The sequence below is a fragment of the Rahnella sp. PD4 genome, assembly GCF_049199325.1.
Taxonomy (GTDB): domain Bacteria; phylum Pseudomonadota; class Gammaproteobacteria; order Enterobacterales; family Enterobacteriaceae; genus Rahnella; species Rahnella perminowiae.
The window spans coordinates 566,974-591,920 of record NZ_JBLZQF010000002.1 but is presented as its reverse complement, the minus strand read 5'-3'; the positions used below and the strand labels follow the sequence as shown (position 1 = coordinate 591,920).

Annotated in this window: 24 protein-coding genes; 18 read left to right on the top strand and 6 right to left on the bottom strand. The window is 52.6% G+C overall.

Annotation, left to right across the window (positions count from 1 at the left end; genetic code table 11):
* Window positions 1–46: 46 nt before the first annotated feature.
* Window positions 47–499: a rhodanese-like domain-containing protein gene (locus ACOZIO_RS07275; RefSeq protein ID WP_129952297.1), complete on the top strand. Its 453-nt coding sequence runs from the start codon at window positions 47–49 to the stop codon at window positions 497–499.
* Between the two features lie 19 nt (window positions 500–518).
* Here the strand turns inward: ACOZIO_RS07275 and flk are convergent, their stop codons facing one another.
* On the bottom strand, window positions 519–1,568 hold the full coding sequence (flk, locus tag ACOZIO_RS07270) for a flagella biosynthesis regulator Flk (protein WP_129952298.1): 1,050 nt from the start codon (window positions 1,566–1,568) through the stop codon (window positions 519–521).
* Window positions 1,569–1,810: 242 nt separating this feature from the next.
* Window positions 1,811–2,716 carry a DMT family transporter gene (locus ACOZIO_RS07265; RefSeq protein WP_129991754.1) on the bottom strand — a complete coding sequence of 302 codons (906 nt, stop codon included), beginning with the start codon at window positions 2,714–2,716 and terminating at the stop codon, window positions 1,811–1,813.
* A 128-nt stretch (window positions 2,717–2,844) separates the two neighbouring features.
* Here ACOZIO_RS07265 and ACOZIO_RS07260 point away from each other — a divergent pair, with 128 nt between their 5' ends.
* The 15 genes from ACOZIO_RS07260 to hisP all read left to right on the top strand — a co-directional run bounded on the left by ACOZIO_RS07260 (window position 2,845) and on the right by hisP (window position 17,435).
* Window positions 2,845–3,636, top strand: coding sequence for an AraC family transcriptional regulator (locus tag ACOZIO_RS07260; RefSeq protein ID WP_421595131.1), 792 nt, complete (start codon window positions 2,845–2,847; stop codon window positions 3,634–3,636).
* Between the two features lie 100 nt (window positions 3,637–3,736).
* Window positions 3,737–4,870 carry a 4-phosphoerythronate dehydrogenase PdxB gene (gene pdxB / locus ACOZIO_RS07255; RefSeq protein ID WP_129952301.1) on the top strand — a complete coding sequence of 378 codons (1,134 nt, stop codon included), beginning with the start codon at window positions 3,737–3,739 and terminating at the stop codon, window positions 4,868–4,870.
* A gap of 123 nt (window positions 4,871–4,993) precedes the next feature.
* On the top strand, window positions 4,994–6,004 hold the full coding sequence (locus ACOZIO_RS07250; protein WP_421595130.1) for an aspartate-semialdehyde dehydrogenase: 1,011 nt from the start codon (window positions 4,994–4,996) through the stop codon (window positions 6,002–6,004).
* Window positions 6,005–6,006: 2 nt separating this feature from the next.
* Window positions 6,007–6,837, top strand: coding sequence for a tRNA pseudouridine(38-40) synthase TruA (gene truA / locus ACOZIO_RS07245; protein WP_129952303.1), 831 nt, complete (start codon window positions 6,007–6,009; stop codon window positions 6,835–6,837).
* A gap of 60 nt (window positions 6,838–6,897) precedes the next feature.
* Window positions 6,898–7,566 carry a DedA family protein gene (locus ACOZIO_RS07240; protein ID WP_129952304.1) on the top strand — a complete coding sequence of 223 codons (669 nt, stop codon included), beginning with the start codon at window positions 6,898–6,900 and terminating at the stop codon, window positions 7,564–7,566.
* 262 nt (window positions 7,567–7,828) lie between these two features.
* Window positions 7,829–8,743 (top strand): acetyl-CoA carboxylase, carboxyltransferase subunit beta, encoded by a 915-nt coding sequence (gene accD, locus ACOZIO_RS07235; protein ID WP_129952305.1) that lies wholly within the window; start codon window positions 7,829–7,831, stop codon window positions 8,741–8,743.
* Window positions 8,744–8,947: 204 nt separating this feature from the next.
* The gene (gene folC / locus ACOZIO_RS07230) at window positions 8,948–10,234 is read left to right on the top strand and encodes a bifunctional tetrahydrofolate synthase/dihydrofolate synthase (protein WP_129991757.1); all 1,287 of its coding nucleotides are present in this window, start codon (window positions 8,948–8,950) and stop codon (window positions 10,232–10,234) included.
* The gene (dedD, locus tag ACOZIO_RS07225) at window positions 10,224–11,015 is read left to right on the top strand and encodes a cell division protein DedD (protein ID WP_129952307.1); all 792 of its coding nucleotides are present in this window, start codon (window positions 10,224–10,226) and stop codon (window positions 11,013–11,015) included. The genes folC and dedD overlap by 11 nt, the downstream gene beginning before the upstream one ends.
* Window positions 11,016–11,282: 267 nt before the next feature.
* Window positions 11,283–11,774: a colicin V production protein gene (gene cvpA, locus ACOZIO_RS07220; protein ID WP_013574561.1), complete on the top strand. Its 492-nt coding sequence runs from the start codon at window positions 11,283–11,285 to the stop codon at window positions 11,772–11,774.
* 30 nt (window positions 11,775–11,804) lie between these two features.
* Window positions 11,805–13,322 (top strand): amidophosphoribosyltransferase, encoded by a 1,518-nt coding sequence (purF, locus tag ACOZIO_RS07215; RefSeq protein ID WP_129952308.1) that lies wholly within the window; start codon window positions 11,805–11,807, stop codon window positions 13,320–13,322.
* Between the two features lie 131 nt (window positions 13,323–13,453).
* Window positions 13,454–14,026 carry a UbiX family flavin prenyltransferase gene (locus ACOZIO_RS07210; protein ID WP_129952309.1) on the top strand — a complete coding sequence of 191 codons (573 nt, stop codon included), beginning with the start codon at window positions 13,454–13,456 and terminating at the stop codon, window positions 14,024–14,026.
* A 322-nt stretch (window positions 14,027–14,348) separates the two neighbouring features.
* Window positions 14,349–15,131, top strand: coding sequence for a lysine/arginine/ornithine ABC transporter substrate-binding protein ArgT (argT, locus tag ACOZIO_RS07205; protein WP_129952310.1), 783 nt, complete (start codon window positions 14,349–14,351; stop codon window positions 15,129–15,131).
* A 106-nt stretch (window positions 15,132–15,237) separates the two neighbouring features.
* Window positions 15,238–15,924 carry a histidine ABC transporter permease HisQ gene (locus tag ACOZIO_RS07200; protein ID WP_129952311.1) on the top strand — a complete coding sequence of 229 codons (687 nt, stop codon included), beginning with the start codon at window positions 15,238–15,240 and terminating at the stop codon, window positions 15,922–15,924.
* Window positions 15,921–16,634: an ABC transporter permease gene (locus ACOZIO_RS07195; protein WP_129952312.1), complete on the top strand. Its 714-nt coding sequence runs from the start codon at window positions 15,921–15,923 to the stop codon at window positions 16,632–16,634. The genes ACOZIO_RS07200 and ACOZIO_RS07195 overlap by 4 nt, the downstream gene beginning before the upstream one ends.
* A gap of 27 nt (window positions 16,635–16,661) precedes the next feature.
* Window positions 16,662–17,435, top strand: a complete 774-nt coding sequence (gene hisP, locus ACOZIO_RS07190) for a histidine ABC transporter ATP-binding protein HisP (RefSeq protein WP_129952313.1) — start codon at window positions 16,662–16,664, stop codon at window positions 17,433–17,435.
* 72 nt (window positions 17,436–17,507) lie between these two features.
* Here the strand turns inward: hisP and pepT are convergent, their stop codons facing one another.
* Window positions 17,508–18,740: a peptidase T gene (gene pepT, locus ACOZIO_RS07185; protein ID WP_421595129.1), complete on the bottom strand. Its 1,233-nt coding sequence runs from the start codon at window positions 18,738–18,740 to the stop codon at window positions 17,508–17,510.
* A gap of 159 nt (window positions 18,741–18,899) precedes the next feature.
* Here pepT and ACOZIO_RS07180 point away from each other — a divergent pair, with 159 nt between their 5' ends.
* Entirely contained in the window at window positions 18,900–20,495 is a 1,596-nt protein-coding gene (locus tag ACOZIO_RS07180; protein WP_421595128.1) for an ABC transporter substrate-binding protein, read from the top strand.
* 617 nt (window positions 20,496–21,112) lie between these two features.
* Here ACOZIO_RS07180 and ACOZIO_RS07175 read toward each other — a convergent pair.
* A complete protein-coding gene (locus ACOZIO_RS07175) occupies window positions 21,113–22,009 on the bottom strand; it encodes a TIGR01777 family oxidoreductase (protein ID WP_421595127.1) in 897 nt (298 codons plus the stop codon).
* Window positions 22,010–22,151: 142 nt separating this feature from the next.
* Window positions 22,152–22,781 carry a GSH-dependent disulfide bond oxidoreductase gene (gene yfcG / locus ACOZIO_RS07170; RefSeq protein ID WP_129952317.1) on the bottom strand — a complete coding sequence of 210 codons (630 nt, stop codon included), beginning with the start codon at window positions 22,779–22,781 and terminating at the stop codon, window positions 22,152–22,154.
* A 316-nt stretch (window positions 22,782–23,097) separates the two neighbouring features.
* Between yfcG and yfcD the strand changes: the two genes are divergently transcribed.
* The gene (gene yfcD, locus ACOZIO_RS07165; protein ID WP_217156826.1) at window positions 23,098–23,730 is read left to right on the top strand and encodes an NUDIX hydrolase YfcD; all 633 of its coding nucleotides are present in this window, start codon (window positions 23,098–23,100) and stop codon (window positions 23,728–23,730) included.
* A gap of 37 nt (window positions 23,731–23,767) precedes the next feature.
* On the opposite strand, the gene ACOZIO_RS07160 is transcribed toward yfcD, so the two are convergent.
* Window positions 23,768–24,784, bottom strand: coding sequence for a LacI family DNA-binding transcriptional regulator (locus ACOZIO_RS07160; RefSeq protein WP_129952319.1), 1,017 nt, complete (start codon window positions 24,782–24,784; stop codon window positions 23,768–23,770).
* Window positions 24,785–24,947 lie beyond the last annotated feature (163 nt).

Sequence of the window (24,947 nt, the reverse complement as noted above, 5' to 3'; positions counted from 1 at the left end):
GATGATGGAACTGTTTTCAGTCATATCATTTAACGAGGAAGTGTTTATGCAACCAGAGTCTTATGTTTTAGGATTTGCACCACCATCACCTGAAATCAGTGCTGCATATCTGTTGTCGAAACTGAGCTTTTATACCGATGCCGCCGATGTCGCTGCGGATTTACAAAACGGTGTGAACACAATCGTGGTGATTGATACCCGCTCTGCTGAACATTATGCAGGTGGCCATGTGCCGGGCGCGGTCAGTTTTCCGCATAAACTGATGACGGCAGAAAGTACCTGCGAACTCAGTAAAGACGTGGTTTACGTAACCTATTGTGACGGAATCGGATGCAACGGTTCGACGCAGGGCGCGTATAAACTGGCCCGGCTTGGATTCAGGGTGAAGGAAATGATTGGCGGACTGGATTTCTGGATCCGCGATCAACACCCGGTTGCGGTGGGTGAAGAACGCGGACAGTATTCACGGAAACAGGCACCGCCAGATTGCAGTTGCTGAAAAGAGGTTAACGGCGTGCTTAAAACAGTAACCACAGCAGAAGCAGAACCACCACGAACGCAATAAATACCAGCGGCTTGCCGCCCATCGCCTGCATGGAAGGGGGCAACATCGCGATAAACGGGTTCATGATCGGTTGCGGATCGGTACGTGTCACCGTGGTGAAGGTATCGTCTATGTCTTCTGTGCGCGCAGAGCGGTCAACCCGCTGGCTGAACAGAACGCCAATCAGATCACTGACCTGAACCTGCGTCAGCGGCGTGGACAGCGTCGCGCTGAAACGATTTTCGGCATATTCCGTCAGTTGATGAATTTCATGGGTGCTGGCCGGCTGCTTGAGCACGCTCAGCAACGTGGTCAGCGTCGGTGCGGTGGTCTGCTGGCTGAGCGACGCTTTCACCTGCATAAACTGGCTGAGCACCTGAAAATGCTTCGCCGGTATCGGTTCGCCCACTTTCACACCAACCAGCGTAAACAGTTCCTGCCAGACTTTCACAGGGGCTTCGCCGGTAGCAGCGCTGAGACGGGTTACCAGTTGTTGCAGGCTGTTATGCTCGGCAGGCAGCAACGGACGATCGGTGACCGGTGTCTGCTGGGGCTGCGGAATATTCATCTGACGGGTCTGGATCAGATCCAGCACCTGTTGCAGCTGCGGATGTGTCAGCTGACTCAGTACGGTATGACCAAAATTCTGGCGGATAAAATCGCTCACCGCCTGACGGTTGTTACCCTGCGGCAGCAGCTCGGTCAGTTGCAGCATCAGCTGGCGTGAGGCAAGGCTGTCCTGGGCCTGTGTAAGTTTTCCCTGTAACAGCGCTTCGGCCTGCGGGAATTGCTGAGAGGTGATTTCCGCACCGTTTGGCAACGCAAGTTCGTGGCGCAGATTGGCCCAGATCTCAGCAGATTTGATGGGCGTCAGCGCCATCAGTTTGACGATCAGTTTTTCCAGCGTGGTGCGCTGTACCGGCGTTAAGGGCAGTTCAGCGCCCGTTTTAGCCGGAACGGTCTGACCCTGCGGTTGTGTTCTGTTGTCGCCAACCGGCATGCCCGGGCCGCTCAAAGGTTGCATATCACCGTCCTTCGCTGGAAATTTAAAACGTCGCTTAAACTCAATGATAAGTCAAAAGCACGGCGCAGAGCGCGGAAGCGCCTCATCATACCTGCAAAGTGTTTTAATCGACACCGTGAATAGCAGGCTGAGAAAGATTCTTCAGAATATTGTTTCCTAAAACAGCAGAGAAAAACGTCTGGCGGGGCGCGAAAGCAGAAAGTGGGGGAGGTGCCACCCTCTTATTAAGGATGGTATACCCTTTAGCGAATTTTGTTTTGTTCCGCAGGCGCGGCGCGGGTGAACAGCGGTTTACGCAAACGCTGCGCCAGAATGACCCCGACAAGCGTGATACCGCCGCCAATCAGATGGTAGCTGTGCAGGTGCTCGTGCAGGAACAGCACGGCGATCACTGCCGTGAAAATCGGCGACAGGTTCATGAAAATAGACGCTTTGTTGGCACCCAAACGGATCACACCCTGGATCCACAAAAACGGCGCGATGATCGACGCCGGGATCCCCGCGAAAAGCACCAGCGGAATATTATGTGCGGTCAGGCTGACATCCTTCGCGAGCAGAAAGTTTGGCAGCAATAATAAAACGCCGAAAATGATCTGCACATATAACGATTGCCAGTTCGGCAGCGGGATCGCCCAGCGCTTGGTCAGCACCCCATACAGCGCATAGGAGGCCGAAGCCGCAAACATCATCAGCTCACCGGTGCCGATACCGTGTTGCAGCAGCTGCGCCGGCGAACCGGCACTGACCAGCCAGACTAAACCGCCGAGTGAAATAATACTGCCCAGTGCGACGCCCACTGTTGGCACTACGCTCAGCACAAACAGGCCAATCAGCACGGTCAGCAGCGGGATCAGCGAATTCAGGATGCCCATAAACAGCGCACTGACGCTATGTGCGGCGTAGTATGCCAGACTCTGATACAGCACCATGCCCAGCAAGCCCAGGATCAGCAGTTTCCACCCGTATTGTTTCACCGCCTGGAGGTTACGCAGCACGCCGGGCAGCACGAAAGGTGTCAGCGTCAGCAGTGCCAGAAGCCAGCGGTAGAACGAAATGGCAGCAGGATCAATTGCGCTGGCCGAGGCTTTACTGACCACAGCATTCAGTGACCAGATCAGGACGGCAAGCAGGGGAAAGAGCACATTCATTGAGTCGTATTCCTGAATAAATCGTCACGCCAGTGTACGGTTGTCTTGTTTGTTATATATAACGATAATCAGACAACACATTGCGTAATTCAGACAATCCCCGTTTGGCGCACAGACAAAAGGTTTTTATGCCCGCACCGCGTTCTTCTTTACCCCGATATTACCCGCCGTTACCTGAGAAGATGCCGGTTACTCTGCTTTTTCGGGGTGAAATTGTGGAGGGGAATTCTGAGTATGTTGAGCATTCTCATCCGTGGAGCCAGATTATCTGCGTAAAATCCGGCGTTCTTGCCATGCGCGTAGCCGGACAGCGCTATCTGGCCCCGCGTGAATTCGCCATCTGGATACCTGCCGGGGTTGAGCATTCAAGCTATAACCGCAAAACCACACGTTTTTGCGTCATTGATATCGCCCCTGCGCTGGATATCCATCTGCCTGTTGAGCCTTGCCTGCTGACGCCGACAGCCATTTTTAACGCCATTGCTGATGACTGCTTCTCACGAAATATGACTGAACCTCAGAGTGAAACGGATCTGCGTATGTGTCGCGTTTTGCTGGATCAAATCAGTCTGGCACCCCGTCAGAACACTTATTTACCCACATCGGAAAATAAATTACTGTCCCCCGTGCTGAGCGCACTGGAAAAGAATCCGGCGGATAACACGTCGCTGGCACAATGGGCGAAGCAGGTGTATACCACCGAACGAACCCTGTCGCGGCGTTGCCAGCAGGAACTGGGGATGAGTTTTGCCCAATGGCGTCAGCGGCTGCGCTTCCTGCATGCTGTCTCTTTGCTGGAGCAGGGGAAAACGGTACAGGAGGTCTCACTCGAACTGGGTTACAGCTCGTCTTCGGCCTTTATCGCCATGTTCCAGCAGGTGTCGGGCACCACACCGCAGCGTTTTCGTAACGACAGGTAAACCCGTGCCCTGAAAGTTGGGATCTGACCCTGTATCGTGGCAAAATCAATGCCCTCTTTATTTTCTATTCTTTCTTTAGGCCATGCTGCCGGAGACAAACGTGAAAATCCTGGTTGATGAAAATATGCCGTATGCCGTCGAGCTTTTTAGCCGGCTGGGCAACGTGCAGGCCGTTCCTGGCCGTCCTATCCCGCAAGATGCGCTCAATGATGCCGATGCGCTGATGGTGCGGTCTGTGACCAAAGTGAACGAGAGTTTGCTGGCGGGAAAACCGGTGAAATTCGTGGGGACTGCCACGGCGGGCACCGATCATGTCGATGATGCATGGCTTGCCAGCGCAGGGATCGGTTTCTCGGCCGCGCCTGGCTGTAATGCGATTGCCGTGGTGGAATATGTCTTTTCTTCATTGCTGATCCTCGCACAGCGCGATGGTTTCCAACTGCGCGATAAAACGGTCGGGATCATTGGTGTCGGTAACGTCGGGTCACGCCTGCATGCCCGCCTCGAGGCACTGGGGGTCCGCACGCTGCTGTGCGATCCGCCGCGTGCCGATCGGGGTGATGCCGGTGAATTCTGGCCGCTTGAGAAACTGGTCGCCGAAGCCGATATCCTGACATTCCATACGCCACTGAATATGTCCGGCCCTTATGCCACATATCATCTGGTGGATGCGGATTTACTGGCGCGTCTGCCTGCTGAGCGCATCCTCATCAACGCCTGTCGTGGCGAAGTGGTGGATAACACTGCGCTGCTCGGCGCACTGAACGGCAGCAAAAAGCTGACCGCTGTGCTGGATGTCTGGGAACCGGAACCCGATTTGTCGCTGGCGTTGCTGGATAAAGTTGCCATCGGCACGGCACATATCGCCGGTTACAGCCTGGAAGGGAAGGCACGCGGCACCACGCAGGTGTTCGAAGCATTCAGCCAGTTTATCGGTCAGCCACAAACGGTGCCGCTGGAATCGTTACTGCCCGCGCCTGAATTTGCCGAAGTGACACTGAGTGGCGCGCTGAGCGAAGCCAAACTGCTGCGTCTTATTCACTTAGTGTATGATGTGCGCCGCGATGACCGGCCTTTGCGCCGTGTAGCCGGAAAACCGGGCGAATTCGACAAGCTGCGTAAGTTCTATGAAGAACGTCGTGAATGGTCATCTTTACGGGTGATTTGCGACGATGCAGCGACCGCCGGTGTGCTGAAAAAACTGGGTTTTAACAGCCAGTTAGCCACGGCGTAAATCATTGAGTTCCTGCCCTGATATTTCACGTTGAAATATGACGGGTAAAACGCGTTAAAACAGGGCGGTGATGTTCATCGCCCCTTTGTATTTTGTACTTTATATTTTCTGGAGAATACCAACATGTCTGATGGCTGGAATATTGCGCTGCTTGGCGCAACGGGCGCAGTCGGTGATGCGTTACTGGAATTATTGGCTGATCGTCAGTTCCCGGTTGGTGAGCTCTTCCCGCTGGCCAGTGAACGCAGTGCCGGTCAGACCGTGCGCTTTAATGGCAAAAGCCTGCGCGTACAACAGGCATCTGAGTTCGACTGGTCTCAGGTTCAGCTGGCATTCTTTGTTGCAGGCTCTGAAGCCTCTGCCTTGTATGCTGAGGAAGCTGCAAATCAGGGATGTCTGGTGATTGACAGCAGTGGCCTGTTCTCGCTTGAACATGACATTCCTCTGGTGGTGCCGGGCGTGAACCCTGATGCGCTTTCTCATTACCGCAATCGTAATATCGTGGCCGTGGCTGACAGCCTGACCAGCCAGTTGCTGACTGCCATCAAACCACTGACCGAACAGGCGGGTTTGTCCCGTCTGCACGTGACCTCTTTGCTGTCTGTTTCTGCGCTGGGCAAAGCCGCTGTTGACGATCTGGCCGGGCAAAGTGCCCGTCTGCTTAACGGAATTCCGGCAGAAGAGGGTATCTTCAGTAAACAGCTGGCGTTTAACCTTTTGCCGCTGGTCAGCGATGAAGAGGGCAGTGTGCGTCAGGAACGCCGTCTGGTGGATCAGGTTCGCAAAGTGTTGCAGGACGATGGCCTGCCGGTTTCCGTCAGCTGCGTGCAGTCGCCGGTGTTCTACGGTCATGCGCAGGTGGTACATATGGAAGGTCTGCGTTCGCTGTCAGCAGAAGAAGCACGCGCTGAACTTGAACGCATTGATGATATCAATCTGAGCGATGAAGATGATTTCCCGACGCAGGTCAGCGATGCATCCGGCAATGCCAATCTGAGCATCGGGTGTATCCGTAATGACTACGGCATTCCTGAGTTACTGCAATTCTGGTCAGTGGCTGACAACGTTCGTTTTGGCGGCGCACTGATGGCGGTGGAAACCGCAGAGAAGCTGATTAATGAGTACTGGTACTGATTATGTCCGATGAAGTGATCGCTGACGTCAGTACCGCACCGGTTGCCGGGCGTGTGGCGTTAGGCATTGAATATGACGGCAGTGCTTATTTTGGCTGGCAGCGTCAGCAGGGTGTTGCCAGTGTGCAGGAGTGTCTGGAAAAGGCACTGAGCCGGGTGGCCAATTCACCGATCGTGGTGTTTTGCGCCGGACGGACAGACGCAGGCGTCAGCGCGACGGGGCAGGTGGTGCATTTTGACACGCCGGTGCTGCGCAAAGACGCGGCGTGGACGATGGGGGTGAATACCCATTTACCCAAAGATATTGCTGTGCGCTGGTGCGCGAATGTGGGCGAAGATTTTCACGCCCGTTTCAGCGCCACTGCCCGCCGCTATCGCTACGTTATTTACAATAACCGTTACCGTTCAGCAATTTTGCATGCCGGCGTGACGCATGTTCACATGCCACTCGACGTCGGAAAAATGCAGATTGCCGGCCAGGCGCTACTGGGTGAGAACGATTTCACGTCTTTTCGTGCATCTCAGTGCCAGTCGCGTACACCGTGGCGTTATGTGATGCATGTGAATGTGAGCCGTCACGGCAGTTATGTGGTGGTGGATATCAAGGCTAATGCATTTGTTCATCATATGGTGCGCAATATCGTGGGCAGTCTGGTGGAAATCGGTGCCGGTAACCAGCCTGTTGGCTGGATGGGAGAACTGCTGGCAGCGAAAGATCGCAATCTTGCGGCAGCCACCGGCAAGCCGGAAGGGTTGTATCTGGTTTCAGTCGATTACCCTGAGAAGTTTGCGCTGCCTCAGGTGAATATGGGACCCCTGTTCCTCGAAGACTAAGGAACGGATAAAGCGATTGTTTAAATGGGCTGTTAAACCGAAAAAGGGGGAGTAAATCAAATGGGTTTTATTCACTTTGTCATTGATTTTATTTTGCATATTGACGTGCATTTAGCGGAGCTGGTTGCGCAGTATGGCATCTGGGTTTACGGCATTTTATTCCTGATTTTGTTTTGCGAAACCGGTCTGGTGGTGACACCTTTCCTGCCAGGGGACTCATTATTGTTTGTGGCAGGCGCGCTGGCGGCGTTGCCGGGCAATGACATTAACGTCCATCTGATGGCATTCCTGATGGCCATTGCGGCGATCCTGGGCGATGCGGTGAACTACACTATCGGACGGGTATTTGGTGAACGTCTGTTCAGTAATCCTGATTCAAAGATTTTCCGTCGCAGTTATTTGGACAAGACGCATAAGTTTTACGAGAAACATGGCGGTAAAACGATTATTCTTGCGCGCTTCGTGCCGATCGTCCGCACGTTTGCACCGTTTGTGGCCGGTATGGGACATATGTCTTACCGCCATTTTGCTGCGTATAACGTGATTGGTGCACTGGTTTGGGTACTGTTATTTACCTATGCTGGCTACCTTTTCGGTGATCTGCCGATTGTTCAGGAAAATCTGAAATTACTGATCGTGGCGATCATTGTGGTTTCCATCCTGCCGGGTGTGGTTGAAATCTGGCGGCACAAACGCGCAGCGGCCAAAGAAAAGCGTCAGCAGGATTAATTCCGCACGTTTTTTACGCAAGCGCTTTAAAATTTAAGGCATTAAACCTGAGGGTAAGACCAGTTTTTTATCCACAGTGTCTGGCCGTTATGGTTTAATGAGCGACAATTTATGGTCTGTTCCTGCGAACAACCCTTCTGTGGCGCGGTGTGTGAGGTTTTTTATCACCCCGCACACAGGTGATTTTGGGTAGGTTTCAGGGGACTTGTTACAGCATGAACAGCGGACTGGCTTCGGCCGGGTTCAAACAGAAAGGTTATCGATGAGCTGGATTGAACGAATTCTTAGTAAGAGCACTGACTCGCAGACCCGTAAGGCAAGTATTCCTGAGGGCGTCTGGACTAAATGTGATAGCTGCGGGCAGGTTCTTTACCGCGCCGAGCTTGAGCGCAACCTCATGGTGTGCCCTAAGTGTGACCACCATATGCGCCTCAGTGCGCGTATGCGTCTGTCCACTTTCATGGACGAGGGCAGTGAGGTTGAATTAGGCAGCGAGCTTGAGCCTAAAGATGTTCTGAAGTTTAAAGATTCCAAAAAATACAAAGATCGTCTGGTTGCAGCACAAAAAGAAACCAACGAAAAAGACGCCATGGTCGTCATGAAAGGTACGCTGTTTGGCATGCCAATCGTGGTCGCGTCCTTTGAGTTTGCCTTCATGGGCGGATCAATGGCGTCTGTGGTCGGGGCCCGTTTTGTACGTGCCGTTGAGCAGGCGCTGGAAGATAATTGCCCGCTGGTCTGTTTCTCTGCCAGTGGCGGCGCCCGTATGCAGGAAGCGCTGATGTCGCTGATGCAGATGGCGAAAACCAGTGCAGCACTGGCGAAATTACAGGAACGCGGCTTGCCGTACATTTCTGTACTGACTGACCCGACCATGGGCGGTGTTTCTGCCAGTCTGGCAATGCTGGGCGACATTAACGTCGCTGAGCCGAAAGCGCTGATCGGTTTTGCCGGTCCACGCGTTATCGAGCAAACCGTGCGTGAAAAACTGCCGCCGGGCTTCCAGCGCAGTGAATTCCTGATCGAAAAAGGTGCGATTGATATGATCGTACGCCGTCCGGAAATGCGAGCTAAACTGGGCAGCGTTCTGGCGAAATTAACCGGGCAACCGGAGCCGAACGTGGCTGACGTCCATGTTGCTGTCAACGGTTCTGCCGCTGACAATCAGGATGCCTGATCGAACAGGGTAAACGCCGGTCAGTTATTCGGGCGGCCATCGTGTATTGTGCCGCCCACACTGTTTTTCTGCAAAACTGTTTTTCTGCAAAAAAGACAGCCGTGCTTTTACTCTGTTGGTATGATCTGACAAAGAGGGCATTGCCTGCTGTCACAGTCTGGTGATGTAGCGTCGAAGTGAACCTGACAAGGTTGAACGGGACTCATGCAAAATCAACTTATTCCCCAAGCCACGTCGCCTTTGGCCACGTGGCTTTATTATCTCGAACATCTTCACTCTCAGGCGATTGAGCTTGGTCTTGATCGGGTTAAAGCGGTAGCCGCGAAACTCGATTTACTGACGCCTGCGCCACAAGTTTTCACTGTGGCCGGAACCAACGGTAAAGGCACCACCTGTGCAACGCTGGAATCCATCCTGATGGCAGCGGGCTACCGTGTGGGCGTTTACAGTTCCCCGCATCTGGTGCGCTACACCGAACGTGTCCGTATCCAGGGTGAAGAATTAGCAGAATCTGCGCATTGTGAATCTTTTGCGCTGCTGGAAGCTGGCCGTGGTGATATTTCGCTGACCTATTTTGAGTACGGCACATTGTCGGCGTTGCAGCTGTTTAAACAGGCTAAGCTGGATGTGGTGATCCTTGAAGTCGGGCTGGGCGGGCGTCTGGACGCGACCAATATTGTCGATGCCAGTGTGGCAGTCGTGACCAGTATTGCGCTGGACCATACTGACTGGCTGGGATCTGACCGCGAAAGCATTGGCCGTGAAAAAGCCGGTATTTTCCGCGCCGGTAAACCGGCCGTGGTCGGTGAACCGGATATGCCGCAATCTATTGCTGCCGTTGCGCAGGAAAAACACGCGGATTTATACCGCCGTGAGGTGAACTGGCATTTTTCTGCGGATGCCGGACAGTGGCGCTGGGCAGCACTGGAAGAAGGCCATGAGGTTAACGTGCTGGAAGGTTTACCGTTGCCGAATGTGCCACTCGCCAACGCCGCGACCGCGCTGGCCGCGCTGCATTATTCCACTCTGGATATTCCTGAAGCCGCGTTGCGCACTGGTTTACAGCGCGCGGCACTGCCGGGACGTTTCCAGACGGTGAGTGAATCACCTCGTCTGATCCTGGATGTCGCGCACAACCCGCATGCGGCGGCGTATCTGGCCGGACGTCTGGCGGAACAGCCACGAAATGGCGGTAAAGTGCGTGCTGTCGTCGGAATGTTGAAAGACAAAGATATTGCCGGTACGCTGGCTTGCCTGTCGCCTCAGGTGGACGAATGGTATTGCGCGCCGCTGGAAGGTCCGCGCGGGGCCAGTGTTGAAGAGCTGACGGCACACCTGCCGCAGGCGCACCAGTTTGACGATGTGGAGTCTGCCTGGAAACAGGCTATGCAGGAGGCTGCTCCTCAGGATATTGTGATTGTCTGCGGCTCGTTCCATACCGTAGCTCACGTAATGGATGCTATAGACACGGGGAAAACCAGTGGCAAGTAAGTTTCAAAATCGTCTGGTCGGGACGGTCATTCTGGTGGCGCTGGGCGTCATTATTTTGCCCGGTTTACTCGACGGCAAGAAAAAGCATTACGAAGACGAATTTGCGTCTATTCCATTGGTGCCAAAACCGGGTGATGTTGAGGAACAGGACTCGGTGCCACCGGTCACGCAATCTTTGCCGGCTCAGCCACCGGAAGGTGCGGATCAGGCGATGAACGGTGCTGCGCAGGAGTCGGAAGGTTCGGCGAATAACACGAATGCCGCGAATAAGGGCAATGTTGCACCGGGCAATACCACGATAGAAGCACCGCCGGTCACCACATTGCCTGAGCAGAAAAAAACGGTGCAGACTGCACCGGTAAAACCTGCGGCGCAGAAACCTAAAGTCATCGAACCTAAACCGATGGTGGAAGCGAAGCCAACGGTGAAACCGAAGGTCGTCGAGCAACCAAAACCGGTCGAGCAGCCGAAGGCCGTGGCTGAACAGCCAAAACCGGCAGAACAGCCGAAGCCTGCGCCGGAAGAAAAAGCGCCGGCAGGGCAGTCCTACGTGGTGCAGCTTGGCGCACTGAAAAATGCTGCTAAAGCCAATGAGATTGTGGCGAATCTGCGTTTGTCTGGTTTCCGCGCTTATACGGTTCCGTCAACGCCGGTACAGGGGCAGATTACGCGCCTGTACGTCGGGCCGGATGCGTCGAAGCAGAAGCTTGAGGCTTCACTTCCGCAACTGCAACAGCTGAGTGGATTAGGCGGGCAGGTTCGCGCCTATTCTGCTCACTGACTTTGCACCTCCTCTTGCGAAGGGGGGAGGTGGCCGTTAAAACATAAAAAATACCACGGAGGGCACAAGCGATTGGTGCCCTTTTTCTATAAGATCCTCTGGTTGAGTTTTTATAGGTTTATGCTGCGATTGAGGTTTTTTTAATCGCTATTATTAATTTGTCTGACCGGCTGATTTCCCCTACGCAAACGTTTTCTTTTTCTGTTAGAATTCGCCGCGAACGGGATGCCGGGGCAGATGTGACTGGATTAGACACTGGAATAGTTAATGGTCTGGATTGATTACGTCATTATTGCGGTTATCGGATTTTCTGCTTTAGTCAGTTTAATCCGTGGCTTTGTTCGTGAGGCTTTATCGCTGGTAACCTGGGCTTGCGCCTTTTTTGTTGCCAGCCATTATTACCCTTACCTCGCCATCTACTTCACACGTTTCGAAGATGAATTAGTTCGAAACGGGATCGCAATTGCCATCTTGTTCATCGCGACGTTGATCGTAGGTGCAATTGTCAACTATGTGATTGGTTCACTGGTTGAAAGAACCGGGTTGTCCGGCACTGACAGGGTGTTAGGTGTGTGCTTCGGCGCACTGCGTGGGGTGTTAATCGTTTCCGCGATGCTGTTCTTCCTCGATACTTTTACCGGTTTTTCGCAAAGTGAAGACTGGAAACAATCCCAGTTGATCCCACAATTCAGTTATATCATCAGGTGGTTCTTTGACTACCTGCAGAGCACGTCGAGTTTCTTGCCAAAACATATTTAGTTCTGGCAGCGCTGAAGAGGAAAAGACAACATGTGCGGTATTGTCGGTATCGCCGGTTTCATGCCGGTAAACCAGTCGATTTATGACGCGTTAACGGTGTTACAACACCGTGGTCAGGATGCCGCAGGCATCACCACCATCGACGCGAATAATAACTTCCGTTTACGTAAAGCCAATGGCCTGGTGAAGGATGTTTTCGAAGCCCGCCATATGCAACGCTTACAGGGCAACATGGGTATAGGCCATGTGCGCTACCCAACGGCTGGCAGTTCCAGCGCTTCAGAAGCTCAACCTTTTTACGTCAACTCTCCGTTCGGCATCACCCTTGCCCATAACGGTAACCTGACCAATGCTCACGAATTGCGAAGCAATCTGTTCGAAGGCCAACGCCGTCATGTGAACACCACTTCCGATTCTGAGATTTTGCTGAATATCCTGGCGAGTGAGTTGGATCGTTTCCAGCACTACCCACTGGAAGCTGACAACATTTTTGCTGCGGTTGCTGCAGTGAATCTGAAAATCCGCGGTGCTTACGCTTGTGTGGCGATGATCATCGGTCATGGCATGCTGGCGTTTCGTGACCCGCATGGCATTCGTCCGCTGGTGATTGGTAAACGTACGCTGGCAGATGGTCGTAATGAGTACATGGTGGCCTCTGAGAGCGTGGCACTTGATACGCTGGGCTTTGAGTTCCTGCGTGACGTTGCGCCGGGCGAAGCGGTGTACATCACTGAAAAAGGTCAGCTGTTCACCCGTATGTGTGCTGAGAACCCGCAGTACAATCCTTGCCTGTTCGAATACGTCTATTTTGCACGTCCGGATTCCTTCATCGACAAAATTTCCGTCTACAGCGCCCGTGTACGTATGGGTGAAAAGCTGGGCGCGAAAATTGCCCGTGAATGGGAAGACATGGATATCGACGTGGTGATCCCGATCCCGGAAACTTCCTGCGATATCGCGCTGGAAATTGCCCGTATTTTGGATAAACCGTACCGTCAGGGGTTTGTAAAAAACCGCTATGTGGGCCGTACCTTTATCATGCCGGGTCAGCAGGAGCGCCGTAAATCAGTACGACGTAAACTGAACGCTAACCGCGCTGAGTTCCGTGATAAAAATGTCTTACTGGTCGATGATTCCATCGTGCGTGGTACCACTTCTCAGCAGATTGTTGAGATGGCGCGTGAAGCCGGGGCAAAACGCGTTTATCTGGCCTCTGCGGCACCGGAAATCCGCTTCCCGAATGTTTACGGTATCGATATGCCAAGCGCGAACGAGCTGATTGCCCATGGCCGTGAAGTCAGTGAAATCAATCAGATGATTGGGGCTGATGCGTTAATCTTCCAGGATCTGAGCGACCTTATCGCCGCAGTGAAAGAAGACAATATGGATATCGAGAAATTCGAATGTTCAGTCTTCGACGGTGTTTACGTCACCAAAGATGTGGACCAGAACTATCTGGAATATCTTGAAGCGCTGCGCAACGACGATGCTCAGGCATTGCGTGGCCAGCAGGAAGCTGAAAATCTCGAGATGCACAACGAAGGCTGATCAGCCGGTTGCTGACATTCTCTCTGGCGCGCCCCTCCGGTGAACACCGGGCGGGCGCGTTTTTTTATGCCTGAATTTATGTCAGTATTGGCACCACCGGATCCGGGTTTATTTTTTCTAAGGCAGTGTTGATGAAACGACTTATTGTCGGTATTTCCGGCGCCAGCGGCGCAATCTATGGTGTCAGGCTCTTGCAGGTATTGCAGAGTGTGCCTGATATTGAAACTCATCTGGTGATGAGCAATGCAGCCCGTCAGACACTGACACTGGAAACGGATCTCACCCTGCGTGATGTTCAGGCACTGGCAGATGTGGTGCATGATTCCCGCGATATCGCGGCCAGCATCTCCTCCGGTTCTTTTAAAACTGCCGGCATGGTGATTTTGCCTTGCTCGATCAAAACGCTCTCCGGCATCGTGAACAGTTATACCGACGGTTTGCTGACCCGTGCGGCTGACGTAGTGATGAAAGAACGCCGACGTCTGGTGTTATGTGTGCGCGAAACGCCGTTGCATCTGGGCCATTTACGACTGATGACACAGGCGGCTGAACTGGGCGCAATCATCATGCCGCCGGTTCCGGCGTTTTATCACCGCCCTGTTTCTGTGGAAGATATTATTGATCAGACGGTAAACCGGGTGATCGATCAGTTTGATATCGAGCTGCCGGAAGACTTATTTGTTCGATGGCAGGGCAGTCGTTAAACTTTCACGTCCCAATACGCACTTATTTCGCGCACTTTCGTTACATTGCACCAACAATGATCACAATTTGATTCATTGGGGTGCAGTGTCCAACCTTGCTTCGGCTATCCTTCCTTCAGACCTTTGAAAACTTTGATTATCCCGATGCTTTTTTGACCGGTTTTCACTCTCTCGCTGTGCAAAACGGCTATGCAGAGAAACGGCACGAAAAGTGCATGAGAAAATCTGGCAAAAAGCCATTTGCATCGTTCAGCAAACTATAAAAAGACGTTCATTCACGCACACGCAACCACAACAGATGAATAATCACTGAGGCTAATGTATGAAAAAGTTGTTCAAGGTTCTTCCGCTGGTTCTGGTTTTAGCCAGCGCAGGTAGTGCATTTGCTGCCGCGCCTAAAGCAATTAACATCGGTACTGATCCGACTTACGCCCCCTTTGAATCGAAAGACTCCAGCGGTAAGCTGGTGGGTTTTGATATCGACCTGGCAAACGAGATGTGTAAACGTGCAGCCATTAAATGTACCTACGTTGAAAGCGATTTTGATGCGCTGATCCCGTCCCTGAAAGCGAAAAAGATTGATGCGATTATTTCCTCATTATCCATCACTGAAAAACGTCAGCAGGAGATTGATTTCACAGAGAAACTTTACGCTGCTAACGCCCGTCTGATTGCGCCTAAAGGCTCTAAAGTTCTGCCCACTCTGGATGCGCTGAAAGGCAAAAACGTCGGTGTTCTGCAGGGGTCCACTCAGGAAGCTTATGCGAATGCCATGTGGCAGCCAAAAGGCATCAATGTGGTGGCTTACCAGAACCAGGATCTGATTTATGCGGATCTGGCTTCCGGTCGTCTTGACGCAGCATTCCAGGACGAAGTGGCAGGCAGCGAAGGCTTCCTGAAACAGGCAGCGGGTAAAGATTATGCGTTTGCGGGGCCGTCGGTTAAAGATGATAAGTTCTTCGGCGTAGGTACCGGCATGGGCCTGCGTAAGAATGAAACGGACCTGAAAGATGCGCTGAACAAGGCATTTGACAGCATGCGTAAAGACGGCACTTACGACAAACTGGCGAAAAAATACTTCGACTTTGATGTTTACGGCGGCTGATATTCGTCGTGAGACATGCCAAAGGGGGCGGTACGCCGCTCCCTGCGGTTCTGACGCCGGTGGTCGTGTTGCCTGCGCAGGGATCCACTAAAGACAGGAAAAAACCATGCTGTATGGGTATTCCCAGGTAATTATCCAGGGCACGTTAGTGACACTGGAGCTGGCGATTTCGTCAGTCATTCTGGCGCTGGTGATAGGGTTAATCGGCGCGGGCGGGAAACTGTCAAAGAACCGGATCGTTTCTGGTTTTTTTGGTTGCTACACCACGCTCATTCGCGGCGTACCTGATCTGGTATTGATGTTATTGATTTTCTACGGTTTGCAGATTGCGCTTAACAGCATTACAGAATCACTGGGGCTGACACAAATTGATATCGACCCGATGAGCGCCGGTATTATCACCCTGGGCTTTATCTACGGGGCATATTTCACTGAAACGTTCCGCGGTGCGTTTATGGCGGTCCCGCGTGGACAAATCGAAGCTGCGACGGCTTTCGGGTTCAGCGGTTCACAAATCTTTCGTCGAATTTTATTCCCGGCCATGATGCGTTTTGCGCTGCCGGGCATTGCCAATAACTGGCAGGTTATTCTCAAAGCCACCGCACTGGTGTCGTTGCTGGGTCTCAATGATGTGGTGAAAGCCACGCAACTGGCCGGGAAGGGGACATATCAGCCGTTCTATTTTGCGATTGTGGCCGGTGTGGTTTATCTGATTTTCACCACGCTGTCGAACGGCGTGCTGGTGTGGCTTGATCGCCGTTATTCGCTGGGTGTGAAGAGGGCTGATCTATGATCGAAATTTTACAACAGTACGGTATGTCCCTGCTTTACAGCGACGGCTACCGTTTCACCGGTCTGGCTATCACCTTATGGTTACTGATCAGTTCCGTTGTGATAGGCGGATTACTGGCTGTGCCGATGGCGGTGGGGCGTGTGTCTTCCAACAAATTCCTTCGCTATCCGATCTGGCTGTATACCTATGTTTTCCGCGGGACGCCGTTGTATGTGCAGTTACTGGTATTTTATTCCGGCATGTACAGCCTGGAGATCGTGCGTGGCACCGACTTCCTGAATGCTTTTTTCCGCAGCGGGCTCAATTGTACGATTCTGGCACTGACGCTCAACACCTGTGCATACACCACCGAAATTTTTGCGGGTGCGATCCGCGCGGTGCCGCACGGCGAAATTGAAGCGGCCAACGCTTACGGGTTTTCACGTTTTAAATTGTATACCTGCATTATTTTACCGTCGGCATTACGCACGGCACTGCCTGCGTACAGTAATGAAGTCATTCTGATGTTGCACTCCACCGCGCTGGCGTTTACCGCCACAGTACCGGACGTGCTGAAAATAGCCCGCGACATTAACTCGGCAACGTATCAGCCGTTTTATGCCTTCGGGATTGCTGCGGTTATTTATCTTTGCATCTCTTTTATATTGATTGGGCTGTTCCGCATGGCGGAAAAACGCTGGCTGGCACATGTAAAGCCTCAAACTCACTAATAAGAATTATTTTTGCGGAATCACGTTATGCCAGAAAACAAATTAGCGGTTCTCGATCTCCACAAACGCTATGGCGACCATGAGGTGTTGAAAGGCGTTTCATTGTCGGCGAATGCGGGTGATGTGATCAGTATTATCGGTTCATCAGGATCCGGTAAAAGTACCTTCCTGCGCTGCATTAACTTCCTTGAGAAACCAAGCGAAGGCTCGATCAGTGTCAATAATCAGGATATCCGGATGGTGCGCGACACCGATGGTCAGCTGAAAGTGTTTGATAAAAAGCAGCTGCAACTGTTACGTACCAAACTGACGATGGTGTTTCAGCACTTCAACCTGTGGAGCCACATGACGGTGCTGGAAAATGTCATGGAAGCACCGGTTCAGGTGCTGGGGTTGAGTAAGGCAGAAGCGCGGGAACGCGCGGTGAAATACCTCGATAAAGTGGGTATTGATGCCCGCGCACAAGGGAAATATCCGGTGAATTTGTCCGGTGGCCAGCAGCAGCGCGTGTCCATTGCCCGTGCGCTGGCGATGGAACCGGAAGTGTTACTGTTTGACGAACCGACCTCCGCCCTTGACCCTGAACTGGTCGGCGAAGTACTGCGCATCATGCAAAAGCTGGCGGAAGAGGGGAAAACCATGGTGGTAGTGACACATGAAATGGAGTTTGCCCGTCACGTCTCCAGCCACGTCATTTTCCTGCATCAGGGGGTGATTGAAGAGCAGGGCGAGCCTTCCGAGGTGTTCGGTAACCCGAAAAGTGCGCGGCTGCAACAATTCCTCTCAGGTGCTTTGAAGTGATTTCCGTGCTCCTTCCCCTCTCACGAGGGGAAGGCTGGGATGGGGTGTGGGTTTTGCTCAGCTAAAATAGCATCAGCCTTTCGCGGCCAGCAGGCACAGCTGAACGGTCAGCTCGTAGGATTTCACAAACGAATTCACCGGCAGGAACTCAAATTTTGAGTGGAAATTATGCGCGCCGGTAAAGTAGTTCGGCGTCAGCAATCCTTTGGCCGACAATGCCGCACCATCGGTGCCGCCGCGCATCGGGATCACTTTGGGCTCCACGCCAATTTCTTTCAGTCCTGCAAAAATCAGGTCGATCGCCCGGCGATCTTCGCCGATGGCACTGCTGATATTGCTGTAGGTGTCGCTGATCTCCACCGAGACTTTTGCGCTCGGATACTGCGCGGCAATCTCTTGTGCCACGTCCTGAATTTTCTGCTTACGGGCGGCAAAACTGACGTTGTCAAAATCACGGATTGAGGCTTTCAGTTCTGCTCCCTGCTGGGATGCGCTCATGCCGTTGAACCAGATATAACCTTCCCGGCCTTCGGTGTTTTCAGGGGTTTCAGCACGGTCAAAATGGCTGATGAAATCCTGTGCCATCAACAGCGGATTCACCAGTACGCCTTTGGCCGACATCGGATGCGCTGTCACGCCGGTGAAGGTAATTTCTGCCGCCGCCGCATTGAAGTTTTCATACACCACTTCGCCCAGTTCGCAGCAATCGATGGTATAAGCAAAGTCCACATCGAAGCGGGCGAGATCCAACGCCTTGGCACCGCGCAGGCCGATTTCTTCGTCTGGCACGAACGCCACCACGATATCGCCGTATTCCTGCTCAGTCGTCAGGTTTTCCAACAGTGTCATCACTACCGTGACCGCCGCTTTATTGTCCGCGCCCAGCACGCTGGTGCCGTCGCTGAAAATAATGTCCTCACCTTTATACGGCAGGATTTCCGGGCGTTCGGAAGGGCGCAGCCAGATATCCAGTTCTTTGTTCAGACACACATCCTCACCGGTAAAACGCAACGTCTGGGGATGAATATCCGGACGCAGGCCGACATCGACCGTATCTATATGCGTAATGAACCCGATGCGCGGACCGCCTTTTTTGGTGCCGGGTTTTACTGCCGTCACGGTCGCCTGTTCGTCGATCTGAATATTTTTCAGGCCCAGCTGATGCAGTTCCTCAGCCAGTAGCCGCGCCATATCATGCTGGCCTGCCGTGCTTGGCAGGGTGGTCGCGCTGGCATCACTCTGTGATGTTACGCTGAGATAACGGTAGAAACGTTCGGTAAGCTGTTTTGCGATTGTTGTCGACATCTTGACCTCTGAATGTGCGCAAATATTGTTCCCTGTTATAAGATTTTCATATATAACAAAGTATTACTACGTGTTATCCAGATGTTAATCTGTTTTTGCTTTAGGTTCCACGATGAAGAAGATCTAAACACTCTCCGGACAGGGAAAATAGGGAAAAGAATGAAACACAACATCTTAAAAATAAGCACAGGCTTACTGGCGTTAACTCTCACTGGCGGCGTTTGTGCTAAAACGCTGGTTTACTGTTCCGAAGGTTCGCCTGAGCAATTCAACCCGCAGCTTTATACGTCGGGCACCTCTGTGGATGCCAGCGCCGCGCCAATTTATAACCGTCTGGTGGATTTCAAAATCGGTACCACTGAACTGGTGCCGGGTCTGGCAGAAAGCTGGGAGGTCAGTGCGGACGGTAAAACCTATACCTTCCACCTGCGCAAGGGCGTGAAATTTCAGAGCAGCAAGCTGTTCAAACCGACCCGTGATTTCAACGCTGACGACGTGATCTTCTCGTTCATGCGCCAGAAAGACGAAAATAATCCTTATCATAAAATTTCCGGCGGTACTTACCTTAACTTCGACAGCCTGAAAATGGGTGACCTGATCGGCAGTATTGATAAGGTGGATGATTACACCGTGCGCTTCAACCTGACGCGCCCTGAAGCGCCGTTCGTGGCCGATCTGGCATGGTATTTTGCTTCCATCCTCTCGGCGGAATATGCCGATCAGATGCTCAAAGCCGGCACGCCGGAAAAAGTCGATCAGGAGCCGATTGGTACCGGGCCGTTTGAACTGGTGCAATACCAGAAAGACACGCGTCTGCTGTACAAAGCTTTCCCGGACTACTGGCAGGGTAAATCCAAAATTGACCGTCTGGTGTATACCATTACGCCTGATGCCTCAATGCGTCTGGCCAAACTCGAGAAGAATGAATGTCAGGTGATGCCATTCCCGAATCCGGCTGATCTGGAGCGTATGCGTGCCAATAAAGACATCAATCTGATGAGTAAGGCTGGCCTGAACACCGGTTTCCTGTCCTTCAACACTCAGAAACCCCCGCTGGATAATGTGAAAGTGCGTCAGGCGCTGACCATGGCGATCAACAAACCGCAAATCATAGAAGCCGTATTCCATGGTACGGGAACCGTGGCGAAAACACTGCTGCCGACCGGTGTATGGAGCTATAACGACAAACTGGTGGACTACGATTATTCACCGGAGAAAGCCAAAGCCCTGCTGGCCGAAGCGGGTATGCCGAATGGTTTTGATATCGATTTGTGGGCGATGCCGGTTCAGCGTCCGTATAACCCGAACGCCCGGCGTATGGCGGAAATGATCCAGGCTGACTGGGCCAAAATCGGCGTGAAGGCGCATATCGTCAGTTACGAATGGGGCGAGTATCAGACCCGTATCCGTAACGGTGAACACATGGCGGCGCTGATGGGCTGGACGACGGCGAACGGCGATCCGGATAACTTCTTCGGCCCGCTGTTTACCTGTAATGCCGCGAAGGGCGGTTCAAACTCAGCCAAATGGTGTTATGCGCCGTTTGATAAGCTGATCACCGAAGCCAAAGAAACGACCGATCATGCAAAACGTGTAGCGCTTTACGAGCAGGCCCAGCAAATGATGCACGATCAGGCACCGGCGGTAATGATTGCTCACTCGACCATTTTCGAACCGGTACGTAAAGAAGTGACCGGCTATGAAGTGGATCCGTTTGGGAAACATGTGTTTTATCAGGCTGATATTAAGGAGTAAATCCTGAGCGGGATTAGAACGGATGAAAATTGAAACTGTGAAAGTTTCGGTTTCTCAATAGCAGTTCTCATACGAGATATTTTGCCGAAACCGAGCAGAGGGGAAAGGCTTTTCCCCTCTGCACTCCCCTCGCTTTTTCACTGCGCGCTGTCGCTGGAACGAAGGACATGTTCTGGTCGTTCTGAGTGTGGCGCAAAATGTCATCGCTCCGCGATTCCCTCATTTCAGGCTTCGAGCCTTAGGTCTCGAACCGTTCATTCGGTGCCATTTTTGAGCACGCCAATCAACATTTCTAAAAGATAAAAAAACAATCTGCCTTTGAATTTAAGATCGCACGGGCGTTTCAGAAAGCTTGCTGAATGAGAGGTTGCAGACCCAAGGCTGCAATCCCGAAATGAAGGCACCGCGCAGCGGCAAGATTTCCAGCCTGTCGCAGTGATACCTGAAACATAGCTAGCGAGCGTTATCGCTTGTTGAAAAAGCGAGGAGGAATCCAAAGGAGGAAAAGCACTTTCCTCCTTTGGGCGGTTTCGGCGCAGAAAGTTAAGTAATCTCAGTTATTGAGAAACCGAAACATCCCCAGTCTGGTACGGCAGGGTGAAGGGCTGCAAGACCCGTCACCCGAGCAAATCCTCCAGCGCCTCTTTCAGCTCCTGATGCTTAAATATAAACCCTGCGGCTTCCAGCCTGCGCGGGACGGCACGCTGTCCGCCGAGTACCAGCACGGCTGATTCCCCCATCAGTAACCTTATTACCGGCGCGGGTGCCCGCATAAATGCCGGACGGTGCAATACTTCGCCAAGCAGAGCGCTGAATTGCTCGTTACGTGCCGGGTACGGCGACACCATATTGAACGGGCCGGAAAGTGTTTCGTGTTCCAGCAGGAAAATAATCGCGTCAATCATGTCGCTGATGTGGATCCAGGGCATGTATTGCTGACCATCACCGAGCGGGCCACCGAGACCGGCACGGTAGGGCAGAACTATTTTTGCCAGCGCACCGCCTTTTTCAGCCAGGACGATGCCGGTACGCAGCAAACAAACACGCGTTGCCGGGCTTTGTGCTGACATCGCCAGTGCTTCCCAGCGGGCACATAACTGCCAGGTAAACTGCTTATTAGGTGGCTCGTCTTCCGGCACGAGCGCCTGACCCTGATCGCCGTAATATCCGACCGCTGAGCCGGAGATAAACACAGAAGGCGGCTTTTCACTGGCATTAATCAGCGTTGCCAGTTGTTCGGTCAGTTTCCAGCGGCTTTCACAAAGCAATGCTTTATGCTCTTTGGTCCAGCGTTTGTCGGCAATCGGTTCACCGGCAAGATTAATTACGGCATCGAAACCATCGAGTGAGGTTTTTCCTTGCAGCGTTTCCCAGACGGAAACCTGAGTGTCGAGTAACTTCGCCGCGCGTTCAGGTGCACGGCTCAGGGCGGTGATCTGATGAGATTGCGCAAGCAGCCGTTCGGTGAGTTTCCTTCCGATGAGGCCGGTGGCGCCGGTAATCAAGATCTTCATATCGTGATCCTTAACTGTCTGAATACGCGGATGAACTGCCTTTAATCATAGATGAGTCATCGCTATTAACGCGCGATATGGAGCACAATTAAGGGTTTTTTATTTTGAGACATTCACAATACTGCCGGCAAACTGAAGGGGCTTACGGAACCTGCGCCAGCGCGTAGGCTTTTTGTGTCGCCGGGCGGCTTTTAACCCTTTCGAACCAATTGCGCACGGCCGGGTATTGTGCGAGATCAATTCGCTGACGTTCATGAGCCGCTACCCACGGATAAGTGGCTATGTCGGCGATACTGTAATTCTCCCCGGCGATATACGCGTTTTTCTCTAACTGGCGGTTCAGCACACCATACAGACGCTGAGTTTCCTGTAAATAACGCTCAATGGCATAAGGGACCGGTTGCGGCGCGTAGTGCGTAAAATGGTGGTTCTGACCCAGCATCGGACCAAAGCTGGCTACCTGCCAGGTGAGCCATTCCAGTGTCGCAGTCCGCTCGCGCAACTCTTTGCTGAGAAATTTTCCGGTTTTTTCTGCCAGATATTGCAAAATTGCGCCAGACTCAAAAATACCGATCGGTGCGCCGCCGTCAACGGGCTGACTGTCAACAATCGCCGGGATTTTGTTGTTTGGCGAAATGGCCAGAAATTCAGGTTTGAACTGTTCTCCGGCGCTGATATCAACGCGATGGAGCCGGTATTGCAGGCCACTCTCTTCAAGAAAAAGAGAAATTTTATGGCCATTCGGTGTGGGAGCGTAATAAAGATCGATCATATTGCCTCCTGCGTTGTTTTAATCACTGTCGCGACTGGCGGGGACGGGATACGCCAATAGGGAACGGGTAATCACAAACTTCTTATCCGGTTTATTAGGTTATCATAATGTAGATGTTTAGAAGTCTATGTCAGACTTGTCTGATGGCGAACTTTGCGGGGTAACATAGCTTTTAGGTTGCATCAACGCATCCATAGCTATTGAAGCTAACCAGCAGACCCAGATAGAATCTCAGCACATTATCGACGTGTTGCAAAATCACAGCGCACAGACTTATTGCGCACAGATCAGCGCTTAAAAGAGAAGGTTCCAGCGGATGTCAGAACAAGAGCAAAACATCAGTACGGATGAGTGGGTGGATATCGTCAACGAAGACAACGAGGTCATTGCCCAGGCCAGCCGACAACAAATGCGTGCTCAGGTCCTGCGTCACCGTGCCAGCTATATTGTGGTTCATGATGGAATGGGGAATATTTTGGTTCAGCGTCGGACTGAAACCAAAGACTTCTATCCGGGCTGGCTTGATGCAACGGCCGGTGGTGTGGTGCAAAGCGGTGAAAATATTCTTGATTCTGCCCGCCGTGAAGCCGAGGAAGAACTGGGCATCGCCGGTGTGCCGTTTGCAGAGCACGGTCAGTTCTACTTTGAAGAAGAGAACAAATGCCGCGTATGGGGTGCACTGTTCAGTTGTGTATCCCACGGTCCGTTTGCCCTGCAGGAAGAAGAAATTGATGCCGTGCGCTGGATGACACCGGAAGAAATTACCGCGCGCTGTGATGAATTTACGCCAGACTCGCTGAAAGCACTTTCTCTGTGGATGACGCGCAACAATGAAAAAGAACACGGTAAGCCTCTGACCCGTGAAGCCGCCGCTCCTGTGGCTGACGCGTCTGTCTCTGAAGACCCTAAAAACGATGCCGTGGTGTCGTTACCAAAAGACGCTATCTGAGACACACTTACGGGCGAGCTCATATCGCCCGTTTTCTTTAGCAACTCTCCCGCTTGCACAACGACGAAGCGATCATCACTTCTTCCCACTCCTCGTCATTAATCCTCGCCAGTAGCGCCTGGGCAGCCCGTATCCCGATTTCTTTATGCGGTATGGCAATGGTGGTCAGCGGTGGCTGGCATACTTTACTGACATCGGCGTTGCCAAAGCCGACCACGGCAAGATCGTCCGGCACTTTGATGCGTCTGCGCTGACATTCATACAATGCGCCACAGGCGAGATCGTCGGAAACACACACCAGCGCGTCAATTTCCGGCCAGGCGAGCAGAAATTCCGGCAATTGCTGAGCGCCGGTGGAGAAGCTGGCTGGCTCAGCGGCGTTTATCACCCGGTGCGGAGACATGTGCGCTTTTAACATGGCCTTGCGCCAACCCTGAAGGTGTTGCTGGAAAATCCACTGCTCCTGATTAGCACACAACATGCCGATATTCTGATACCCCCTGGCGATCACCGTCCGGGTTAGCTGAAACATCGCCTCGACATAATCAATGCCGATATTCATGTCGATCGGCGAATCGGTCAGCGCGCCGATTTCCAGCACCGGTATGGTCAGGTTATCCAGCCATTGCCGTACGTTGGCCGAATGCTCAACGGACAGCAAAATCGCCGCCGCCAGATTATAGGAAAGCAGCGTTTCCAGCAGTTTTTCTTCCCGCTCAATACGATGCTGAGATTCCGCCAGCATGATCTGATAACCCGCCGGTTGCAGCACTTTCTGTAACCCGGCAAACATCTCGGCGCAGCCCGCTTCGGAAAGGCTCGGTACAATCATCGCAATGGTATTTGATGAAGCAGAAGCCAGCGAACTGGCGGCCTGATTGGGCAGGTATCCGAGCTGGCTCACGGCCTCTTCGATCTTCTCCCGCAGCTTGTCGGAGACCTGTTCAGGTGTTCGCAGTGCACGGGAGACGGTCATACTGCCCACGCCTGCCAGCTGCGCAACATCGGCCAGCGTCACTCTTCCGGTACTGCGTCTCTTCTTGTTAATGGACATTCACGATCCTGACCTTAACTGCGCATCTTGCGCACAATGTATACCCATGGGTATAGCGAAAAAAGCGGGCCGCAGCAGGACCGGCAAAACGGGAACCACGGCAGAATTCGGTAAATTATCGGCAATTTCCAGACAAAGTATACCGTTATTTATGTGATCCACG

What these genes read in the sequence shown, in the direction of transcription:
- ACOZIO_RS07275 (WP_129952297.1), top strand. Translation starts at nt 47, where the DNA reads ATGCAACCAGAGTCTTATGTTTTAGGATTTGCACCACCATCACCTGAA.
- flk (WP_129952298.1), bottom strand. Translation starts at nt 1,568, where the DNA reads ATGCAACCTTTGAGCGGCCCGGGCATGCCGGTTGGCGACAACAGAACA.
- ACOZIO_RS07265 (WP_129991754.1), bottom strand. Translation starts at nt 2,716, where the DNA reads ATGAATGTGCTCTTTCCCCTGCTTGCCGTCCTGATCTGGTCACTGAAT.
- ACOZIO_RS07260 (WP_421595131.1), top strand. Translation starts at nt 2,845, where the DNA reads ATGCCCGCACCGCGTTCTTCTTTACCCCGATATTACCCGCCGTTACCT.
- ACOZIO_RS07250 (WP_421595130.1), top strand. Translation starts at nt 4,994, where the DNA reads ATGTCTGATGGCTGGAATATTGCGCTGCTTGGCGCAACGGGCGCAGTC.
- truA (WP_129952303.1), top strand. Translation starts at nt 6,007, where the DNA reads ATGTCCGATGAAGTGATCGCTGACGTCAGTACCGCACCGGTTGCCGGG.
- ACOZIO_RS07240 (WP_129952304.1), top strand. Translation starts at nt 6,898, where the DNA reads ATGGGTTTTATTCACTTTGTCATTGATTTTATTTTGCATATTGACGTG.
- accD (WP_129952305.1), top strand. Translation starts at nt 7,829, where the DNA reads ATGAGCTGGATTGAACGAATTCTTAGTAAGAGCACTGACTCGCAGACC.
- folC (WP_129991757.1), top strand. Translation starts at nt 8,948, where the DNA reads ATGCAAAATCAACTTATTCCCCAAGCCACGTCGCCTTTGGCCACGTGG.
- cvpA (WP_013574561.1), top strand. Translation starts at nt 11,283, where the DNA reads ATGGTCTGGATTGATTACGTCATTATTGCGGTTATCGGATTTTCTGCT.
- purF (WP_129952308.1), top strand. Translation starts at nt 11,805, where the DNA reads ATGTGCGGTATTGTCGGTATCGCCGGTTTCATGCCGGTAAACCAGTCG.
- ACOZIO_RS07210 (WP_129952309.1), top strand. Translation starts at nt 13,454, where the DNA reads ATGAAACGACTTATTGTCGGTATTTCCGGCGCCAGCGGCGCAATCTAT.
- argT (WP_129952310.1), top strand. Translation starts at nt 14,349, where the DNA reads ATGAAAAAGTTGTTCAAGGTTCTTCCGCTGGTTCTGGTTTTAGCCAGC.
- ACOZIO_RS07200 (WP_129952311.1), top strand. Translation starts at nt 15,238, where the DNA reads ATGCTGTATGGGTATTCCCAGGTAATTATCCAGGGCACGTTAGTGACA.
- ACOZIO_RS07195 (WP_129952312.1), top strand. Translation starts at nt 15,921, where the DNA reads ATGATCGAAATTTTACAACAGTACGGTATGTCCCTGCTTTACAGCGAC.
- hisP (WP_129952313.1), top strand. Translation starts at nt 16,662, where the DNA reads ATGCCAGAAAACAAATTAGCGGTTCTCGATCTCCACAAACGCTATGGC.
- pepT (WP_421595129.1), bottom strand. Translation starts at nt 18,740, where the DNA reads ATGTCGACAACAATCGCAAAACAGCTTACCGAACGTTTCTACCGTTAT.
- ACOZIO_RS07180 (WP_421595128.1), top strand. Translation starts at nt 18,900, where the DNA reads ATGAAACACAACATCTTAAAAATAAGCACAGGCTTACTGGCGTTAACT.
- ACOZIO_RS07175 (WP_421595127.1), bottom strand. Translation starts at nt 22,009, where the DNA reads ATGAAGATCTTGATTACCGGCGCCACCGGCCTCATCGGAAGGAAACTC.
- yfcG (WP_129952317.1), bottom strand. Translation starts at nt 22,781, where the DNA reads ATGATCGATCTTTATTACGCTCCCACACCGAATGGCCATAAAATTTCT.
- yfcD (WP_217156826.1), top strand. Translation starts at nt 23,098, where the DNA reads ATGTCAGAACAAGAGCAAAACATCAGTACGGATGAGTGGGTGGATATC.
- ACOZIO_RS07160 (WP_129952319.1), bottom strand. Translation starts at nt 24,784, where the DNA reads ATGTCCATTAACAAGAAGAGACGCAGTACCGGAAGAGTGACGCTGGCC.